The organism is Rhodanobacter terrae (assembly GCF_042657005.1).
Taxonomy (GTDB): Bacteria; Pseudomonadota; Gammaproteobacteria; order Xanthomonadales; family Rhodanobacteraceae; genus Rhodanobacter; species Rhodanobacter terrae.
The window spans coordinates 117,407-137,125 of the sequence record NZ_JBHSNG010000009.1; the positions used below are offsets into that span (position 1 = coordinate 117,407).

Annotated in this window: 8 protein-coding genes; 1 reads left to right on the forward strand and 7 read right to left on the reverse strand. The window is 67.0% G+C overall.

Translation table 11 applies throughout. From position 1 onward, the window contains the following. Positions 1 to 9 precede the first annotated feature (9 nt). From tkt to zwf, 6 genes are all read right to left on the reverse strand, one after another. Positions 10 to 2,061, reverse strand: coding sequence for a transketolase (tkt, locus tag ACFPPB_RS10575; RefSeq protein ID WP_377326821.1), 2,052 nt, complete (start codon positions 2,059 to 2,061; stop codon positions 10 to 12). A 112-nt stretch (positions 2,062 to 2,173) separates the two neighbouring features. Then, positions 2,174 to 3,820 carry a phosphoglucomutase (alpha-D-glucose-1,6-bisphosphate-dependent) gene (gene pgm / locus ACFPPB_RS10580; protein WP_377326823.1) on the reverse strand — a complete coding sequence of 549 codons (1,647 nt, stop codon included), beginning with the start codon at positions 3,818 to 3,820 and terminating at the stop codon, positions 2,174 to 2,176. A 145-nt stretch (positions 3,821 to 3,965) separates the two neighbouring features. Next, on the reverse strand, positions 3,966 to 5,651 hold the full coding sequence (pgi, locus tag ACFPPB_RS10585) for a glucose-6-phosphate isomerase (RefSeq protein ID WP_377326825.1): 1,686 nt from the start codon (positions 5,649 to 5,651) through the stop codon (positions 3,966 to 3,968). After that, complete coding sequence (gene tal, locus ACFPPB_RS10590; protein WP_377326827.1) at positions 5,648 to 6,751, reverse strand: transaldolase; 1,104 nt, start codon at positions 6,749 to 6,751, stop codon at positions 5,648 to 5,650. The genes pgi and tal overlap by 4 nt, the downstream gene beginning before the upstream one ends. Before the next feature lie 36 nt (positions 6,752 to 6,787). Continuing rightward, the gene (locus tag ACFPPB_RS10595; protein ID WP_377326829.1) at positions 6,788 to 7,516 is read right to left on the reverse strand and encodes an HAD family hydrolase; all 729 of its coding nucleotides are present in this window, start codon (positions 7,514 to 7,516) and stop codon (positions 6,788 to 6,790) included. Continuing rightward, complete coding sequence (zwf, locus tag ACFPPB_RS10600; RefSeq protein ID WP_377326831.1) at positions 7,510 to 8,916, reverse strand: glucose-6-phosphate dehydrogenase; 1,407 nt, start codon at positions 8,914 to 8,916, stop codon at positions 7,510 to 7,512. Before zwf ends, ACFPPB_RS10595 begins: the two co-directional genes overlap by 7 nt. Positions 8,917 to 9,471: 555 nt before the next feature. Here zwf and ACFPPB_RS10605 point away from each other — a divergent pair. Beyond that, complete coding sequence (locus tag ACFPPB_RS10605) at positions 9,472 to 10,914, forward strand: alkaline phosphatase family protein (RefSeq protein WP_377326833.1); 1,443 nt, start codon at positions 9,472 to 9,474, stop codon at positions 10,912 to 10,914. A 130-nt stretch (positions 10,915 to 11,044) separates the two neighbouring features. Here ACFPPB_RS10605 and ACFPPB_RS10610 read toward each other — a convergent pair whose 3' ends face one another. Beyond that, complete coding sequence (locus tag ACFPPB_RS10610) at positions 11,045 to 19,678, reverse strand: glycoside hydrolase family 94 protein (protein WP_377326866.1); 8,634 nt, start codon at positions 19,676 to 19,678, stop codon at positions 11,045 to 11,047. Positions 19,679 to 19,719: the final 41 nt, after the last annotated feature.

Sequence of the window (19,719 nt, forward strand, 5' to 3'; positions counted from 1 at the left end):
GCTGTCTTTTCAGCGCCCGAGCAAGGCGTTGGCCCGCCGCACCACGTTGTCGACAGTGAAGCCGTACTCGCGCAGCAGTACCCCGGCCGGCGCGGAGGCGCCGAAGCGGTCGACCCCGAGCATGTCGCCCTGAGCCCCGACATAGCGATCCCATCCTTGCGAGATGCCTAGTTCTACCGCCAGCCGTGCAGTCACCGCGGGCGGCAGCACCTCGTCGCGGTAGCTTTGAGGCTGCGCGTCGAACAGCTCCCAGCTCGGCATCGACACGCAGCGCACGGCGGTGCCTCCGGCTTGCAGCCGGTCGGCGGCGGCAAGGATCAGGCCGACTTCGGAGCCGCTGGCGATCAGGATCAAAGATGGCTTGCCGTCCTTCGCGTCGCTCAGTACATACGCGCCCCGGCGCACGCCGTCGGCGCTGGCATAGCGCGTGCGATCGAGCGTGGGGACGTCCTGCCGGGTCAGCGCCAGCAGCACCGGGTGCCTGGTCGATTCCACCGCCACCTTCCACGCCGCGGCGGTCTCGTTCGCGTCGCCGGGACGGATCACGGTGAGGTTGGGGATGGCACGCAGGCTGGCCAGCTGTTCCACCGGCTGGTGGGTGGGTCCGTCCTCGCCCAGCGCGATGCTGTCGTGGGTGAACACGTGCACCACGTGCACGCCCATCAGCGCGGCGAGACGGATCGCGGGGCGCATGTAATCGGAGAAGATCAGGAAGGTGGCGTCGAACGGAATGAAGCCGCCGTGTGCGGCCAGGCCGTTGCTGATCGCCGCCATCGCGTGCTCGCGCACTCCGTAATGGAAGTTGCGGCCTGCCCTGCTCCAGCCGCCGCCGTCGGAACCCTGTTCGTCCTCGTTCTTCGGTTCTCCGGCCGGATTGAAGTCGCCCAGGTCCTTCAGCGCCGTATGGGTGGACGGGTCGAGGTCGGCCGAACCGCCGCATAGCGCCGGCAGTTTCTTTGCGAACGCGTTCATGACCTTGCCGCCGGCGACGCGAGTGGCCATGCCTTTGGCGTCGGCGGGGAATACCGGGATGTCCGCATCCCAGCCGCGTGGCAGTTCGCCGCGCAGACGGCCCTCCAGCTCGCCGGCCAGCTCGGGGAAGGCCTTGGTATAGGCGCCTAGGCGTCTATTCCATTCGTCTTGCGCTTTCGCGCCGCGCGTTTGCGCCTCGCGCAGATGCGCCAGGGCTGGCTCCGGCAGCAGGAAATCGGGTTCGACCGGCCAGCCCAGCTTTTGCTTGGTCTCCTTCACGTCCTCGACGCCCAGCGGCGAACCGTGCGCCTTGTAGCTGTCCTGCTCGGGCGAGCCATAGCCGATATGCGTGCGCACCAGGATCAGCGACGGCCGCGCGGTGTCGGCGCGGGCGTCGTCCAGCGCCGCATTGATCGCCTCGAGATCGTTGCCGTCGGTGACGTGGATGGTCTGCCAGCCGTACGCCTCGAAGCGTCTGGCGCGGTCTTCGGAGAACGTCATGTCGGTGCCGGCGGACAAGGTGACGTAGTTGTCGTCGTACAGGCAGATCAGCTTGCCCAACTTCAGGTGCCCGGCCAGCGAAGCCGCCTCGCTGGCCACGCCTTCCATCAGGTCGCCGTCGCTGACGATCGCCCAGGTGTGGTGGTCGATGATGGCGTGGCCAGGACGGTTGTAGCTGGCCGCCAGCTGGGCCTCGCCAAGCGCCATGCCGACCGCGTTGGCCAGACCCTGGCCGAGCGGGCCGGTGGTGACCTCGACGCCTGGCGTGTGGCCGAACTCGGGATGTCCCGGCGCTTTGCTGCCCCATTGGCGGAACTGCTTGATGTCATCCAGCGACAAGTCATAGCCGGTAGTGAACAGAAGGCTGTACAGCAGCGCCGATCCGTGGCCGGCGGACAACACGAAGCGGTCGCGATCGACCCAGTGCGGATCTTGCGGGTGGTATTTCATGTGCCGCGTCCACAGCGCGTATGCCATCGGCGCGGCGCCGAGCGGCAGGCCGGGGTGGCCGCTGTTGGCCTTTTGCACCATGTCCACCGAGAGGAAGCGAAGCGTATTGATGCATTGCTGGTCGAGTGCGTTGGACATGGGTTTTCTCCGGCGGTGACTGGGATCATGTGTGTAGGAGCCCGCTAGCGGGCGATGCTTTTGCTTTAAATCTCCAAACATCAAAGCAAGAGCATCGCCCGCTAGCGGGATCCTACGCGAGCGCGGCGTCGACGATGCTCTGGGCTTCCTTCAGCAGGCTCTGCAGGTGGTCTTCGCTCTTGAAGCTCTCCGCGTAGATCTTGTAGATCGCCTCGGTGCCGGATGGCCGTGCGGCGAACCAGCCGCTGGCGGCGACGACCTTGATGCCGCCGATCGCCGCGCCGTTGCCAGGCGCCTTGTCCAGCACCTGTTCGATCTTCTCGCCGGCGAGCTGGTCGCTCTTCAACTGGTCGGGCGACAGCTTCGCGAGCTTGGCTTTCTGCGCCGGCGTGGCGGCCGCCTCGACGCGGTCGGCGAACGGCTTGCCGAGCTCGTCGGTCAACTGCGCGAACAACTCGCCCGGGTCCTTGCCCTGTCGCGCGGTGATCTCGGCCGACAGCAGCGCGGGCACCAGGCCGTCCTTGTCCGTTGCCCATACCGAGCCGTCGCGCCGAAGCAGCGATGCGCCGGCGCTTTCCTCGCAGCCGAAGCCCAGCGAGCCGTCGAACAAGCCTTCGGAAAACCACTTGAAGCCGACCGGCGTTTCATACAGCCGCCGCCCCAGCCGCTTCACTACGCGGTCGATCAGCGCGGTGGTGACCAGGGTCTTGCCGACGGCGGCGTCCGCACCCCACTGAGGACGGTGCCGGTACAGGTAGTCGATCAGCACGGACAGGTAATGGTTCGGCTCCATAAGCCCATTGCTGCGGGTGACGATGCCGTGGCGGTCGTGGTCGGTGTCGCAGGCGAACGCGACGTCGTAGGTGTCCTTCAAAGCGATCAGCCGCTGCATCGCGTACTTCGACGAGGGATCCATGCGGATCTTGCCGTCCCAGTCCACGCTCATGAAGGCGAACTGCGGATCGACCACCGCGCTGACCACGGTGAGGTCGAGCTTGTAGCGCTCGGCGATCGGCGCCCAGTAATGCACGCCGGCGCCGCCCAGCGGGTCGACGCCCATATGCACGCCGGCACTGCGGATCGCGTCGAAGTCGATGATGTCGGCCAGATCGGCGACATACGTGTTGAGAAAGTCGTGCCCGCGCGTGGTCGCGGCCTTGCGTGCCTGCGCGAACGGCATGCGCTTGACGTCCTTAAGGCCGGCTTCGAGCAAGGCGTTGGCGCGGTTCTGCACCCAGCCGGTGATATCGGTATCGGCCGGGCCGCCATTCGACGCGTTGTATTTGAAGCCGCCGTTGTCGGGCGGATTGTGCGACGGCGTGATCACGATGCCGTCGGCCAGGCCGGACGTGCGGCCCTTGTTGTACACGAGGATCGCGTGCGAGACCGCCGGGGTCGGAGTGAACTCGCCGCCTGCGGAGATCATCGTCTGCACGCCGTTGGCGGCCAGCACCTCCAGCGCGCTCTCGAACGCGGGCTGCGACAGCGCATGCGTGTCGGCACCGATGAACAGCGGGCCGTCGATGCCCTTCGATTGGCGGTACTCGCAGATCGCCTGGCTGATCGCCAGAATGTGCCACTCGTTGAAACTGTGCTCGAACGAGCTGCCGCGATGGCCGGAGGTGCCGAACGCCACGCGCTGGGCGGCGACCGTCGGGTCGGGCTTCAGGTCCGCATACGCGGCCAGCAGCTTCGGGATGTCGACCAGGATCGATGTCGGTGCCGGCTTGCCGGCGAGCGGACTGATGTGCTGACTCATTTTTTCCTATGGAAACCTTTCGTGGAATTTCCCTGCCGGACTTGCCGCCGGTGGTAGGAGCCCGCTGGCGGGCGATGCTCTTGCTTTGATGTTGGGGAGATTTAAAGCGAAAGCATCGCCCGCCAGCGGGCTCCTACACGCAATATCAGCCTCGCGGACCTGTGGGTGCCTTGCCGTCGCGCAGTTGCCGGTAGCGGCGGATCAAGGCGTTGGTCGAGCTGTCGTGGGCCAGTTTCGGCTCGTCCTTGGCGGTCAGCTCGACGATGGTCGCCTTGGCCAGTTGCTTGCCCAGCTCCACACCCCACTGGTCGAACGAATCGATGTCCCAGAGCACGCCCTGCACGAACACGCTGTGCTCGTACAGCGCGATCAGTGTGCCCAGCGCGTGCGGGGTCAGCTTCGCGGCGAGGATGGTCGTGCTGGGCCGGTTGCCCTCGAACGTGCGATGCGGCACCAGCGCCTCGGGCGTCCCTTCGGCACGCACTTCGTCCGAGCTCTTGCCGAACGCCAGCGCCTCGCCTTGCGCGATCAGGTTCGCCATCAACAAGTCATGCTGATCGCCGCCGCCTTGTGCCGGCAGCGGATTCAGCGTCTGGCCGAAGCCGATGAAGTCGCATGGCACGATGCGCGTGCCCTGATGGATCAGCTGGTAGAACGAGTGCTGGCCGTTGGTGCCCGGCTCGCCCCAGTAGACCGGGCCGGTGTCGTAGTCCACGACCTTGCCGTCCAGCGTGACGTGCTTGCCGTTGCTCTCCATCGTCAGTTGCTGCAGGTAGGCAGGGAAGCGTTTCAGGTATTGCTCGTACGGCAGCACTGCCACGGTGGCCGCATCGAGGAAGTTGTTGTTCCAGATCGCCAGCAAGCCCATCAGGACGGGCAGGTTCCGTTCCAGCGGCGTGCGGCGGAAGTGCTCGTCCATCGCGTGGAAGCCGGCCAGCATGTCGCGGAAGCCGTCCGCCCCGATCGCCAGCATGGTCGACAAGCCGATCGACGAATCCATCGAGTAGCGCCCGCCGACCCAGTCCCAGAAGCCGAACATGTTGGCGGTGTCGATGCCGAACTTCGCTACGCCTTCGGCGTTTGTGGAGACGGCGACGAAATGCTTGGCGATCGCCCCGTTCTTCTCGGCGTCGGCATCGCCCAGCGCCGCGAGGCTCCACGCCCGCGCGGCGTGCGCGTTGGTCAGCGTCTCCAGCGTGGTGAAGGTCTTCGAGCAGATGATGAACAGCGTCTCGGCCGCATCCAGGTCGCGCACGGCTTCCGCGAAATCGGTGCCGTCCACGTTCGACACGAAGCGGAACGTCATGTCGCGGCGGCTGTAATCGCGCAGTGCCTCATAGGCCATCACCGGGCCGAGGTCGGAGCCGCCGATGCCGATGCTGATTATGTTGCGGATACGCTTGCCGGTGTGGCCCAGCCACGCGCCGCTGCGCACGCGTTCGGAAAACGCGGCCATGCGGGCAAGCACTTCGTGCACGTCCTGCACCACGTCGTGGCCGTCGACCAGGATCTTCTTCGTGGCCGGCGCACGCAGTGCCACGTGCAGCACCGCGCGGTTCTCGGTGGTGTTGATCCTATCGCCGCGGAACATGGCCTCGATCCGCCGCGGCAGCTCGCAGGCCTCGGCCAACTCGCGCAGCAGGCGCAACGTGTCGTCATCGACGCGCTGCTTGGAGTAGTCCAGATACAGTCCGACATTCTCGACGGTCAGCCGTTCGCCGCGCTGCGGATCGGCGGCGAACAGTTCGCGCAGGTGTTTCGTGCCCAGCATGGCGAAGTGCCGCTGCAATGCCTGCCACTGCGGCAAGGTGGTGAGTTTCGGATGGCTCATCGCAGCGCGGGTCCTTTCGATTTGTCGGCCAGCGCAGCGGCCTTGCCCGCGATCCGCTGCAGCAGCTGGTTCCAGGATTTGACGAATGCCTCGGCGCCATCCTGCTGCAGCTTGCGCGCCAGCGCGTCGATGTCCACGCCGGCCTTGGCGATCTGCGCCAGGACGGCGTCGGCGTCGCCGCCATCGGTCGCCATCACGCCATGCAGTTGGCCGTGATCGGCGAATGCGAACAGGGTTTTCTCCGGCATCGTGTCGATGGTGTCGGGTGCGGCGAATGCGCTGATGTACAGCGTGTCGGGCGCGGACGGATCCTTGGTGCCGGTGCTGGCCCACAGCAGGCGCTGCGGCTGCGCACCGGCGGCCGCCAGCTTCTGCCAGCGCGGCGAGGCGAGCAACGCGCGGTAGGCGCGATACGTCTGCTGGCCCACCGCGATGCCGAGCTTGTTGTGCAGCTCGGCGGGCAGCTGCGGGTTGCTGGCCACGTCCCAGCGGCTGATGAACAGCGAGGCGACCGAGCCGACCTTCGGATCGAGCCCGGCGGCGAGGCGACGCTCTATGCCGCGCATATAGGCCTCGGCGACGGCCTGGTAGTGCGCGCAGGAAAACAACAAGGTCACGTTGATCGGGATACCCAGGAAGATCGCTTCCTCGATCGCGGGCACGCCTTCGGGGGTGCCGGGAATCTTCACGAACAGGTTGTCGCGCTGTGCCTTGTGGTGGATGTGCCGGGCCGCCGCGATCGAGCCGGCGGTGTCGGCGGCCAGCAGCGGCGAGACTTCCATCGAGACCCAGCCGTCGATCTGGCGGGTGGCGTCGAACACGGGCTTGAACAGGTCGGCCGCGCGACGCAGGTCTTCCAGCGCCAGTTCGATGAACAGCGCCTCGCCCGACAGCCCGGCCAGCGTCTTGGCGTGCACACCGGCATCGTAGGCGTCGCCGTCGCCGATCGCGGCATCGAAGATGCTGGGGTTCGAGGTCAATCCCGTGATCGAATCCTCGGCGATATAGCGCGCGAGCGTGCCGTCGTCGAGCAGGGTGCGGGTGATGTTGTCCAGCCACAGGCTCTGGCCGAGTTCGTGCAGTTGACGGGTCGCTTTCATGCTTGCTCCATGATTCCAGTTCGATATGGGTGGGTTTCAGTCTGCCGGAAGGTTGATGACGGGCGCGTCGGGCAGGAAATCGCCAAGCTTACGCCCGCGCAGTTCACCGATGCACGCGATGCGGATATCGGCCGCGGCCCGAACGTCCGCGGGCGCCTGCGCGGCGTAGTGGCCCTGCTCCACGAATACCGTGGTCAGCCGGCGGCCGAGCCGCTGTTTCATATCGGCCAGGATCTGCGGCTTGTCGTCGATCATCACGTAATGCGCGGCCGGATAACGATGCTGCATCGCCACCAGCATCTGCTGCTTGTGCACGTAGATCAGCACTTCGCCGCGCAGCGCCTCCCATAGCCCGGCCCGCTGGATCTTGCGCGGCTGGAACACCACGTCGCCGTCCGACAGGATGGCCGTGGGGCCCAGCGTGCGCAGGTGCGCCAGGGTTTCCAGCGCGTGCGGATACAGCCGGTCCGCGAACGGGTAATCCAGCAGGTACCTGGACATATGCAGCAGCGACGGGTCGTTGTCCAGGCCGGCGCGGAAACGCTGCAGCGCGCCCAGGTAATCGGCGTAGCCCAGCTCGTCGCGCAGTTGCGCATAGAGCGCCCAGTAGCGGTCGCGCTCGGTTGTCCCGAACGCTTGCGCCAACGTGTCGCCGAGGTCGGCGCCGAAGCGGTCGTTGTCGAGCAAGGTGTTGTCGACATCGAACAGGAAGACCACCGACGCAGTGGCGGTGGGATGGACGGCGACGGAGTCGGCGCTCAACATGGTTCGCTGGCCTCGGCTTTCGGATCGTGCCAGCCCTCGGCGCCGCTGACGATTTGCGCGGCCTCCGGGGGGCCCCAGCTGCCGGGCTCGTAGAAGCTCACGCGATCCGCGTGATGCAGTACGCGATCGACCACCGCCCACGCGGCCTCGACGCATTCGTCGCTGGTGAACAACCCGTTGTCGCCGCGGATCGCGTCGGCGAGCAGCCGTTCGTACGGCGGCTTCTCCGGCTCCGAGTGGTGCCGCGCCACCAGTTCCACCGGCTCGCCCTGCATGGTTTCGCCGGGCCGCTTGACCCGCATGCCTTCGGCGATGACCACCTCGGGGCTGAGCCGGAAGCGGAAATAATTCGACTGCGGCGACGCGATCTCGTCGAACACCGACAGCGGGGGCACCTTCATGTCCACCATCACTTCGGTGGTCGTGAGCGGCAGGTTCTTGCCGGCACGGATGTAGAACGGCACGCCGGCCCAGCGCCAGGTATCGATGTGCAGGCGCAGCGCCACGAAGGTCTCCACATCGGAATCCGGCGCCACGCCCGGCACTTCGCGATAGCCGTTGAACTGGCCGCGCACCACTTCCTTCGGGTCCAGCGGGCGCATCGCGCGGAACAGCCGCAGCTTTTCCGCATTCAGCGAGACCGGATCGTTGCCGATCGGCGCATCCATCGCCAGCAGCGAGGTCACCTGCAGCAGATGGTTCTGCAGCACGTCGCGGATCGCGCCGACGCCTTCGTAGAAACTGCCGCGGCCGTCCACGCCGAACTGCTCGGCCATGGTGATCTGCACGCGGTCGACATAGCGGTTGTTCCACACCGGTTCGAGCACGGTGTTGGCGAAGCGGAAATACAGCAGGTTCTGCACCGGTTCCTTGCCCAGGTAGTGGTCGATGCGGAAGATCGCCGACTCCGGGAACACCTGGTGCAAGGTGTGGTTGAGCGCCCGCGCCGAGGCGAGGTCGCGCGCAAAAGGTTTTTCCACCACCACTCGTGCGTTGTCGGCACAACCGGCCTGCTGCAGATTCTTCACCACGACACCGAACAGGCCGGGCGGAATCGCAAGATAATGCAGCGGTGCGCCGGCGCTGCCCAGCAGCTGCTTCAACTGTGCGAAGGTGGTGGGGTCGTTGTAGTCGCCGTCGACGTACTGCAGGCGCGCGGAGAATTTCGAAAACGCGGCCTCATCGACCTCATCGCCCCGACGCTTCGCCGCCTGCGCCAGGCTCTCGTGCGCGCGCTGGCGCAGCTGTTCGACGCTCCAGCCGGAATGCGCCACGCCGATGATCGGCAGGTCCAGCCCGTCGCGCAGCATCATCGCCTGCAAGGCGGGGAAGATCTGCTTGTAGGCGAGGTCGCCGGTGGCGCCGAAAAAGACCAGGGCATCCGAGCGGGATATCGGCATAGCGGTTGCTTCTCCATGGGGTGGGCTCAGTGCCGTCGATGCAGCGACATGCGGCTCGCGCTGCGCGGCTCCGTCAGCATGCCGGACGGCGGGCTTATCTTCCAGACTGCACGGCGCGAGGTTAAGCCGATGCATAAGTTGCACATGCAAGGCTTGACGCGATGGCCGCATGAACCTGCGTCAGCGGGAACGGGCAAGGCGATGGATATGTCCCGGCCGGGAACGTCTGAACAAGCTTCTGCTCGTCGCCGAGATTGTGGGAGCGACTTCAGTCGCGGTGGCCGCGGCAGTAGCCTGCAGCATCCCGGCGTCGCAGCGGCTGGATGCATAATCAGTCGGCGCAGCGCACTGCTACGCAATCGCGACTGAAGTCGCTCCCACAAAGAGCGCCCTTCTCCAGACCGCAGTGGACTTATTCAGACCATCCCTTGTGCTCGCGTGAACTTTCGTTGTGCGCACGAATCATCCCATTGACATGCCAGGCTGCTGCAATGGCGCGAACCAGGCGCGTGACCTGGCCCGGTGCCTGGATCCCGAGTCCGAGGGCGATGCGCGATGACAAAGCACCATGCAAACCAGCTGTCGGCGATCGATCACATCGTGGTGCTGATGCTGGAGAACCGTTCCTTCGACCACATGCTGGGGTTCCTGTACGCGGATTCGAACAATGTGTCTCCGGCCGGGCAGCCGTTCGAAGGGTTGACCGGCAAGGAATCCAATCCCGGTGCCAGCGGCACCGATACCGTATTCAAGATCGCAGCGGGGCAGGCCCATACGTATTACCAGCCCGGAGCCGATCCAGGCGAGGGCTACGCGGCGACCAACGCGCAATTATTCGGCAACGCCACCGCGCCGACGCCGCCCACCGCGACCAACCAGGGCTTCGTCGACAACTACGCGGCGACCCTGGCGGAGGAGTCCAAGAGAAAAGGCGGCGTGCTGCCCGGCACGGTGGCCGCCGACATCATGGGCATGTACACGCCGCAGACCTTGCCGGTGCTGTCCGCGCTGGCGCGCGGTTTCGCCGTTTGCGATCACTGGTTCTGTTCCGTCCCTACCGAAACCTTGCCCAACCGCGCTTTTGTCAACGCGGGTACCTCGCAGGGCCATATGGATGACAAGACCAAGGCATTCACGGTGCCGTCCATCTACGGCGCGCTGGGCGAGCACGGCGTGTCCTGGGCCATCTACGGTTACAACGCCGAGCCGCTCACACGCCTGGATTTTGCCGATTTGACGAATGCGCCCGACGGCCAGTTCGGGCAGTTCGCGGATTTTCAGGCCGCAGCGGCGAACGGCACCTTGGCGTCATACAGCTTCCTCGAGCCGAGCTGGGGTTCCAGCGGCAACAGCCAGCATCCCAACTATGACGTGGCGCTGGGCGAACAGCTTATCCACGACGTGTACTACGCGCTGCGCCATGGCCCGGCGTGGAACCGGACCTTGCTGCTCGTCACCTACGACGAGCATGGCGGTTGCTACGATCATGTGCCGCCGCCCACCAACGCGGTGCCGCCGGATGCCGCACCGGGCGAGTTCGGGTTCGATTTCAAGCGTTTCGGGCCGCGCGTGCCCACGGTGGTGATCTCGCCATGGATTCCCGCCGGTACGGTGTTCCGCAGCTCGGGCGCCACGCCGTTCGATCACACTTCCATTCTCAGTACGATCGAACGGCGCTGGGGTGTACCCGCGTTGACCGCACGTGATGCCGCAGCACCCGACATCGCGGACGTGTTGAGTCTGTCCACGCCGCGTACCGACGATCCGCTGGCGGGAGAGGTGGTTCCGGCCTCCAAGGGCATCAACCCGGCAGCCGGCCGACCCTCGCATCTGCAGAAAGTGTGTGCGGCGCTGGCGGCGCAATTGCCGGTCAGAGACACGCAAGGTCGCCGCGTTCCTCACACGCTTCCGCAGTTGCATACCGATGCCGATTACGACCGCTACATCGGGCAACGCGTGGCCGAGTGGAAGGCGAGTCGCAATGCGCCAGCGCCGTGATGCGGCAGCATGGGGATTCAGTGGGACAAGGTGACGGAAGCCATCGAGATGCGGCAAGACGTCGAATGACAGCCGTCGTGGAAAATCCGGCGGACCAAAGTGCCGGCAAGCTCAGGTATTGCGGCCTGGATCAACCAGCCCGCGGGTGATTCAGCTCCACGCTGTGCTCCGCCCCGTCATCGGCCAGTGGAATGCAGCCATCCGCCTGCACCACGCCATCCAGCCACACGGTGCTCACGGTGCCGGCGTCGCTCTGCCGGAGATGGATGCGGTATTGCGTGTCGAGGTAGCGATAATCCAGCGAGAAGCCTTCCCACTCGTCAGGCAGGACGGGAGTGAAGCGCAGGCGGCCGGCTTCCAGCCGCAGGCCGAGCAGCGACTCGACGATCAGCCGGTACATCCAGCCGGCGGAGCCGGTGTACCAGCTCCAGCCGCCCCGGCCGATGTGTGGTTCGACCGCGTAGACGTCGGCGCTGACCACGTAGGGTTCGACCTTGTAGATGTCCATCTCGATGGCGTCGCTGCCATGGTTGACCGGATTGATCATGCGCAGCAGCTCCCACGCACGGGCGCTGTCGCCGAGTTCGGCGAAGGCCATCGTGGCCCAGATCGCGGCATGCGTGTACTGGCCGCCGTTCTCGCGCACTCCGGGTACGTAGCCCTTGATGTAGCCGGGGTCGAGCGCCGATTTGTCGAACGGCGGTTCCAGCAACTGCACCAGGCCCGCCTCGCGGCGCACCAGGTGTCGGTCCAGCGAGTTCATCGCCTGCTGCTGGCGCTCGGGCGTGGCGATGCCGGACAGCACCGACCAGCTCTGCGCGATCGAATCGATGCGGCATTCGTCGTTGCCGCTGGAACCGAGCGGGGTGCCGTCGTCGAAGTACGCGCGGCGATACCAGGCGCCGTCCCAGGCATGTTGTTCCAGCGCGACGCGCAGCTGGCTGACTTCGCCTTCGCAACGCAGCGCGAAGGCTTCGTCGCCATGCAGCCGGGCCACTTCGGCGAACCGGTTCAGCACCTCGCAGGAGAAGAAACCCAGCCACACGCTTTCGCCGCGGCCGGCTTCGCCGACCCGGTTCATGCCGTCGTTCCAGTCGCCGCTGCCGATCAGCGGCAGGCCGTGCGCGCCGCGCGGCAGGCTGCGTTCGATCGCGCGCACGCAATGCTGGTACAGGGTTTCGCGCAGGCTCGACGGTTGCGGCAAGTCGTAGTAGGACTCCTCGCCGTGATGCAGCGGACGGCCCTCGATGTAGCCGAGCTGCTCCCGCAGAACGTCGGTGTCCGCGGTGGCCAGCACGTAGCGGCTGGTGGCCAGCGGCAGCCACAGATAATCGTCCGAGCAGGCGGTGCGCACACCGCGATCCAGCGGCGGATGCCACCAGTGCTGCACGTCGCCTTCGGGAAACTGGTGCCCGGCGCACAGCAGCAGTTGCGCCCGCGACAGGTCGGGTGCCGCGTGCAGCAGCGCCATCGAATCCTGCAGCTGGTCGCGGAAGCCGAACGCGCCGCCGGACTGGTAGTAGCCGCTGCGCGCCCATATGCGGCAGGCGATGGTCTGGTACAGCAGCCAGCCGTTCGCCAGCACGTCGAGCGCCGGTTCCGGCGTGCTGATCTGGACGGCGCCGAGCGTGCGTGCCCAATGCGCGTGGATTCGCTCCAGCGTGTCGGCGGCCACGCCGCGGCCACGGAAACGCTGCACCAGCGCGGCGGCATCGGCACCGTCGCGGCCGAGACCGAGCCGGAAGATCAGCTGGCGCTGTTCTCCTGCGTCCAGTGCCACGTTGACCTGCAACGCCGCGCACGGATCCAGTCCGGCGCCGAGGCGGCCGGACAAGTGCGATCTTCCCAGTCCGGCCGGCGCGGCCGCGCTGCGGTTGCGGCCGATGAAGGCGCTGCGGTCGCCGTCGATGCCGCGGCCGGGATCGTCCACGTCGAAGAACGCGACGCGGTTCGGGAATTCGCTGTTGTACGCATTGCGGGCGAACAGCGCGCCGCTGGCCGGATCCGATTCGGTCACCACGTGCATCGCGGTGCGCTCGCGCAGGTCGCCGAGCAGCCATTCGACGTAGCCGGTGGCGCTGAGCCGGCGCGGCTGGCCGGAGTCGTTGCGCAGCCGCAGTACCGAGAATTTCACCGAGGCATCCAGCGCCACGTAGATCCACAATTCGGAGTGGATGCCGTCTTCGTCGTGCTCGAACACGCTGTAGCCGAAGCCGTGGCGGGTGACGTAGTGGCCGCTGCCGCGCGCCGGCAGCGGCGTGGGCGACCAGACCTGGCCGGTTTCCTCGTCGCGCAGGTACAGCGCCTCGCCGCTGCCGTCGCCGACCGGGTCGTTGTGCCACGGCGTGAGCCGGAACTCGTGCGCATTCTCGCCCCAGGTATACGCGCTGCCGCTCTCGGAGATCACCGTGCCGAAGTGCGGGTTGGCCAGCACGTTGGCCCATGGGGCGGGGGTGGCATCGCCCGGGCCCAGCGTGATCACGTACTCGCGGCCGTCGGCGCTGAAGCCGCCGTGCGGGTTGGCCAGCTGCAAGGTGGACGGCGTGGTCGGCGGTGGCGGCGCGGCCGGGATGCGCCGCGGCTTGCTGGCTTCGAAGCGCGGCGCCTGCGTTTCCGCCACGCGCCGGCTGATCTGCTCGGTCAGGTTGCCGCGGTTGTCGGTCAGGACGATCCGTGCCGAGGCCAGCATCACCGTCCGGTCTTCACCAGACAGCTGCTGTGCCGGACGCACGAAGATGCCGCCGGGCCGGTCGAGCAGGCTCGCTTCGCTGCCCGATGCGATCAGGCCCATGATCTGGTCCTGCAACTCTTGCCGGTAGCCGGCGCGATCCTCGTTCCAGATCACCAGATCCACCGCCAGCCCTTTCAGCCTCCAGTAGGCGTGCGCCTGCACCAGCTGGCGCACCAGCTCGATACGCGCCCGATCGGAAATCTGCAGCAGCACGATGGGCAGGTCGCCGGAGATCGACTGTCCCCACAGCCCGGACTGGCCGCGTCGGTTGCCGCGCAGCACGCCGGGCTCCGCGCGCAGGTTTGCGTTCGGATAGATGATCGAGGTGGCCATGTGCTCGTACAGCTGTGCATCGGCGAGGCTGGCGTTGAGCTGGCGCAGCAGCACCTGGCTGTGCGTCCAGGCCAGGTCGAACACGCGGTCGGCGAGGTGGCGGTCGCGGTACTTGCCGATCAGGTGTACGCAGCCGTCGCGGTGGTCGGCGATGCCGGTGACGAAGTCGATCGTGGCCGACTGTTCCGGCTCCAGCGTGATGCGGCAGCGGATCGCCACGATCGGATCGAGCACCGAGCCTTGACTGTTGGACAGCTGCGATTGTTCGCGATCCAGCGCCTGCGGCTGCGCCAGGTCGCGGCCGCGGCCGATGAAGCGTGCGCGGTCGGTCTCGTAGGAGATCTGGTCGATGTCGGCGTTGTGCGCGGCCAGCAGATGGCACATCCACGGCACGTGTTCGTCGGCCGCACGCGGGCGCCGGGTGCATACGATCGCCTGCAGTTCCGGAATCAGCTCGGTCTGCACGAACAGCTTGCTGAAGGCCGGGTGCAGGGCATCGGCGATCGACGGCGCCAGCACCACCTCGGCGTAGCTGGTCAGCTCGATCGTGCGGCGCGTGCGGCTGCGGTTGGTGATGCGCGTGCGGCGCAGCTCGATATCGTCTTCCGGCGACACCACGATCTCGGTATGCGAATCGAATTCGCGTTCGCGCACGCGGAATTCGGCGCGGGCATCGGAGAAGATCGCCTCGAACAGCTCGGTCTTCTTCAACGTCGGCTGATACGCGGTGGACCAGTAGTCGCCGCTGGCGACGTCGCGCAAGTAGCAGAACATGCCCCAGTGATCGCGCGTGATGTCCTCGCGCCAGCGCGTCAGCGCCAGTTCGCCGCGACGGCTGTAGCCGCCGCCGGCACTGCTCACCATGGTGTGATAGCGACCGTTCGACAGCAGTTGCACCGCCGGCCGCGGCCGGTTCGGATCGGTGAACACGCGCAGCCGTGCTTCGGCCGCGCGCGTCTGGCCGTCCGACTCGGGGAAGCCGGAGGCGTGCAGGTATTCCGCGGCGGTCTTCGGCACGCGTTCCTGCAGCAGCAGGCTGGTGGCCTGAAACTGCGGATCGGTTTCGAATCGCCGCTGCATCGGCCGGCCCAACAGTGCGTAGTCGAGCGCCAGCAGGCTCATGCCCTGGTGGTGCGCCATGAACGACTGCACCACGGCCGAGGCCTGACCCAGCGGCAGGCGGGCGGGGGTGTAGTCGATCGCCTCGTACAGACCGAAGCGGCCCGCAGCGCCGGCGTCGGCCAGGCGCTGCAGGTTCCTGGTCGCCGCCGCCGGCGCCACCATCATCGCCAACGCGGTGGCGTACGGCGCGACCACCACGTCGTCGCCCAGTCCGCGCTTGAGACCCAGCCCGGGCACGCCGAACGCGCGGTACTGGTAGGTGAAGTGCGCGTCCAGCGTGTTGTAGCCGGATTCGGAAACACCCCACGGCAGGTTCAGCTGGTTGCCGTACTCGATCTGCCGCGCCACCGCGGCGCGGCAGGTCTGGTCGAGCAAGGTGCCTTCATAGCTCGGCATCACCAGCGTCGGCATCAGGTATTCGAACATCGAGCCGGTCCACGACAGCAGCACGGGTTCGCCGCCGCTGGTGGTCAGCAGGCGGCCCAGCGAGAACCAGTTGTCCTGCGGCAGCTGGCCTTGCGCGATCGCCACGAAACTGGCCAGCCGCGCTTCCGAGGCCAGCAGGTCGTAATAGCTGGCGTCGAGCCGGCGATCGTCGACGTTGTAGCCGATCGCCAGCAGGTCGCGCGCGCTGTCGTAGAGGAATCGATAGTCCATCAAGGCCAGCTCGCCCGCCTGGTATGCGAGCTGCTCGATCGCGGCGACGCGTTCGCACGCGCGTTCGCGGATGGCATCGGCGTCCGCATCGGCAGGCCAGCACAGCGGTTCAATCCGCGCGAGCTGGCGCAGCGTGGGAATGCCGCTGAAACCGCCGTCATCGTCGTGCGGAGGATCCAGCTTGAAGGTGGCCGCTTCGTCGCACAGGTCGCTGCATTGTTCGAGCAGGGCGGCCAGCCAGAACTCCGCATCGCTGCCGGATTCGACCCGCAGCGATTGCGCCAGGGCATGGGCGTGGTCCAGCAGCCGCTGCAGCAGCGCCGCAGCGATGCTGGGGGCGGCCGGCGGCGTGGCCAGGCCATCCTGCAACTCCTGCTGCAGCGGATCCAGCGCCAGCGCGGCGCCGGCATCGAGCGTGTCGTGCAGCACGTTCACGGTATCGAGCAGGCCCAGCAGCAAGCGAGGCTGGAACACCGGCTCGTCCAGCAGCCCCAGCAGCCCCGGCCGCAGCGTCAGCAGGTGGCCGGCGAGGTTGCCGCTGTCTACCACCGAGACGTACAGCGGCGCCAGCGGCTGCAGGCTCAGCGTGTCGTACCAGTTGTAGAAGTGGCCGCGATGGCGCGGCAGCTGCTGCATCGTGGCCAGGGTCTGGCGGGTGCGCTCGAGCAGGCCGCCGGTGCTGAGGAAACCGAAGTCGCTGGCGGCCAGGTTCGCCAGCAGCGCCATGCCGATATTGGTCGGTGAGGTGCGATGGGCGATCACCGGTCCCGGCCGCTCCTGCAGGTTGTCCGGCGGCAGCCAGTGGTCGGCCGGGCCGACGCAGGTCTCGAAGAACGCCCACGTGCGGCGTGCCAAGGCGCGCAGGAAGCGCGTCTGCGCCGGGGTCGGCGCAAACGTGTCGGGCTTGCGCGGCTGGCTGATCCACCATGCCAGCGACGGCGACAGTAGCCACAGTAGCAACAGAGGCCACGCCAGCAGCAATACCATTGGCCGCTGCAGCGCCAGGGCCACGGTCAGTCCCAGCGCCAGCAGCGGGCCGGACCACATCATTCGCCACAGGGCCGCCGGTGCGTTGCTGCTGCGTCGTTCGACCTCGCTGGAGGTCTGCCACTGCAGCAGATGCCGATGGCTGATCGCCATGCGCCACAGCGTGCGCACGATCGCGTCGAGCTGGTACAGCACTTCATGCGGCAGCCAGGCCAGCCCCAGCCCCATCCGCGCGAAATGCTGCAGGCTGGTCAGGAAGCCGGCACGCAGATGCTGATCCAGCTGTACGTCCTTGGGCTTCTGCACCAGCTCCAGCAAGGCCGACAGCAGGGGCGGCACCAGGACCATCGCCAGCACCGCCAGCGTCCACGACAGCACGGGCGACAGCGCCAGCCAGCCGGTCACCAGCAATACCAGCAGCGAGGTCGGCACCAGGCTGCGGCGAAGGTTGTCGAGGATCTTCCAGCGCGACAGCGCGGTCAGCGCGTTGCGGCGCCAGCCGGCATGAGCGCTCGGTGCCCACGGCAGCAGCCACGGCAGCAGCTGCCAGTCGCCGCGGATCCAGCGATGGCGCCGCTTGATGTCGGCGCCATAACGGGGCGGGTATTCCTCGAACAGCTGCACGTCGCTGAGCAGGCCCGCCCGCGCGTGGCAGCCCTCGACCAGGTCATGGCTGAGAATGCGGTTTTCCGGGAAACGGCCGTCCAGGCTGAGCTCGAACGCATCGATGGCGTAGATGCCCTTGCCGATGAACGAGCCTTCGTGGAACACGTCCTGATAGACGTCCGAGACCATCTGCGTATACGGATCGATACCCGCGTCGCTGCCGTACAGCTGCGCATAGCGCGAGCGCGCGGTGCTGGGCAGGCTGATGCCCACCCGCGGCTGCAGGATCGCGTAGCCGGACACCACGCGCCGCTGCACGGGGTCGTATACCGCGCGGTTGAGCGGGTGGTCGATGGTGCCGACGAATGCCTGCGCGGAATCGCGCGGCAGCCCGGTATCGGTGTCCAGTGTGATCACGTACTGCACGCGCGGCAGCGTCGTGATGTCGCCGACGATCAGCATGAAGCGGCCGTGCGCATTGCCGCGCAGCAGCGTGTTGAGGTCGGCCAGCTTGCCGCGCTTGCGCTCGTGGCCCATCCAGCATCGCTCGGCGGGATTCCACCGCCGGGGGCGATGGAACAGGAAGAAGCGGTCGGCCTCGGTGCTCGCGTAGCGCTCGTTGAGCGCCTCGATGCGCCGCCGCGCCAGTCGCAGCAGTGCGTCGTCGCCCGGCAAGGTCTCGCTGTCCGCATCGGCGAAATCGGTGAGCAGGGCGAAGTGCAGGTGTTCGTCGCGGTTGCCGAGGAAGCGCACTTCCAGCGCTTCGACCAGGTCTTCGACATCCTGCGCGCTGGCGAACAGGCTGGGAATCGCCACCAGCGTGCGCGCGCTGGACGGGATGCCTTCCGAATAATCCATCCGCGGCAGCAGCTGCGGCGCGATCGTCAGCGTGGCCATCCAGTTGAGCAGGCTCAAGCCCAGTTGGCTGGCCAGAATGGTGGCCGGAATGGCGATCGCGACAACCGCCCACGGCGGCAGCCGGTTGTGTATGACTGCCGCCACCAGCGGCTGCGCGAAGGCGAACGTCAGCAATACCAGCAGGCCGAGGTAGATCGGCAGCGGCGCGCGGTCGAGTCCGCGGCGCAGCGTTTCGGCTAGCCGGGGTCGGACGCCGAGGCGGTGTTCCAGTTGGCGTCGGCCTCGATCGATCAGGTAGAGGCCGACGTGCTGCGGCGGTGACGACGTGGTGTCGGTTGGTGGGGCGGCCTGGCACAGCGCCACCGTCGCCTCGGCCACCTCCAGCTCGGTTAGCTGATGATGCCGCGCGAGCCCTTCCACCACGTGGCGATAGCGGTCGCGGGTGGTGAAATCCATCGCCGTATAGACACCGGCCGGATCTCCGCGCAGACATTGCTCGACCAGACTGCTGCGCTCGACGAAGTCGCGCCAGTCGATCGCCGACAGCGTGCGCAGACTGCCGATACTGTTGCTGATCGATACCTGGTTGGCGGCCTGCTGCTGGGCCTCCAATTGCACCAGATGCTCGATGCTCTGGCCCGACGCTGACAGACGCTGTTCGATCCAGCTCAGCGGCAACGCCAGCGCCGGGCTCTGGCCTTGCAGCCGGCGCGCCATCTCGGCCACGAACGCGCTATTCATCGGCGGATTCGAGCGCGCCATGTCGGCGACCACCAGCACCACGCTGCTCGGATCGCGCTCGGCTGTTACGGTCATGTTGTCGGACCAGCGCACGGCCATGCCGCGGTAGCGCCAGTCCGCCATCACCCGGGCGGCGACCCGGCGCAGGTTCTCGATCAGCGCCAGCCGCAGCATGATCGGGATCGCCCAGAGCTCGCCCAGCTTGAGCGGAGTCACGCTCTGGTAGGCGTTTATGAAGCGGTGCAGGCTGCCCGTGTCCACCCGGCCATCGCCGTGCGAAATGATTTCCAGCGCGATGTCGTACACCCGCGGCAGACCCGCCGACAAACTGTTTTCCAGCCGCGGCAGCTCGCGGCTGTAACCCTTCGGCAGATGCCGACGCGCGATCCGGATCTGCTCCTCGATCAGATAGAAGTTGTCCAGCAGCCACTCGCCGGCCGGGCTGACCCGCCGTTTGCGCCGGGTGGCGTCGGTCAGCCGTTCGCAGGTGTGCGCCAGCACCGCTTCGTTGTCGGCCAGCCGGGCCAGCAGCAGATCCGCGCCCGAGCGCGCACTCAACCGGTGCTGGCTGGCCAGGGCCGCACCATGCCGTTCCATCTGCTCGGCGCTGAACAGTTCCGAACGCAGCGCCGGTTCTTGCTCCGGTCGTATGCGTGCCGCCGCGCGGCGGCGCCGGAATGCGCGCAAACGGCGCAGCTTGAGCAGGTCGAGAAAGCTGCCGATGTTCAAGTCCGGTTTTTCCTTGGGTTCATGCCAGGTCTGCTGCGAGG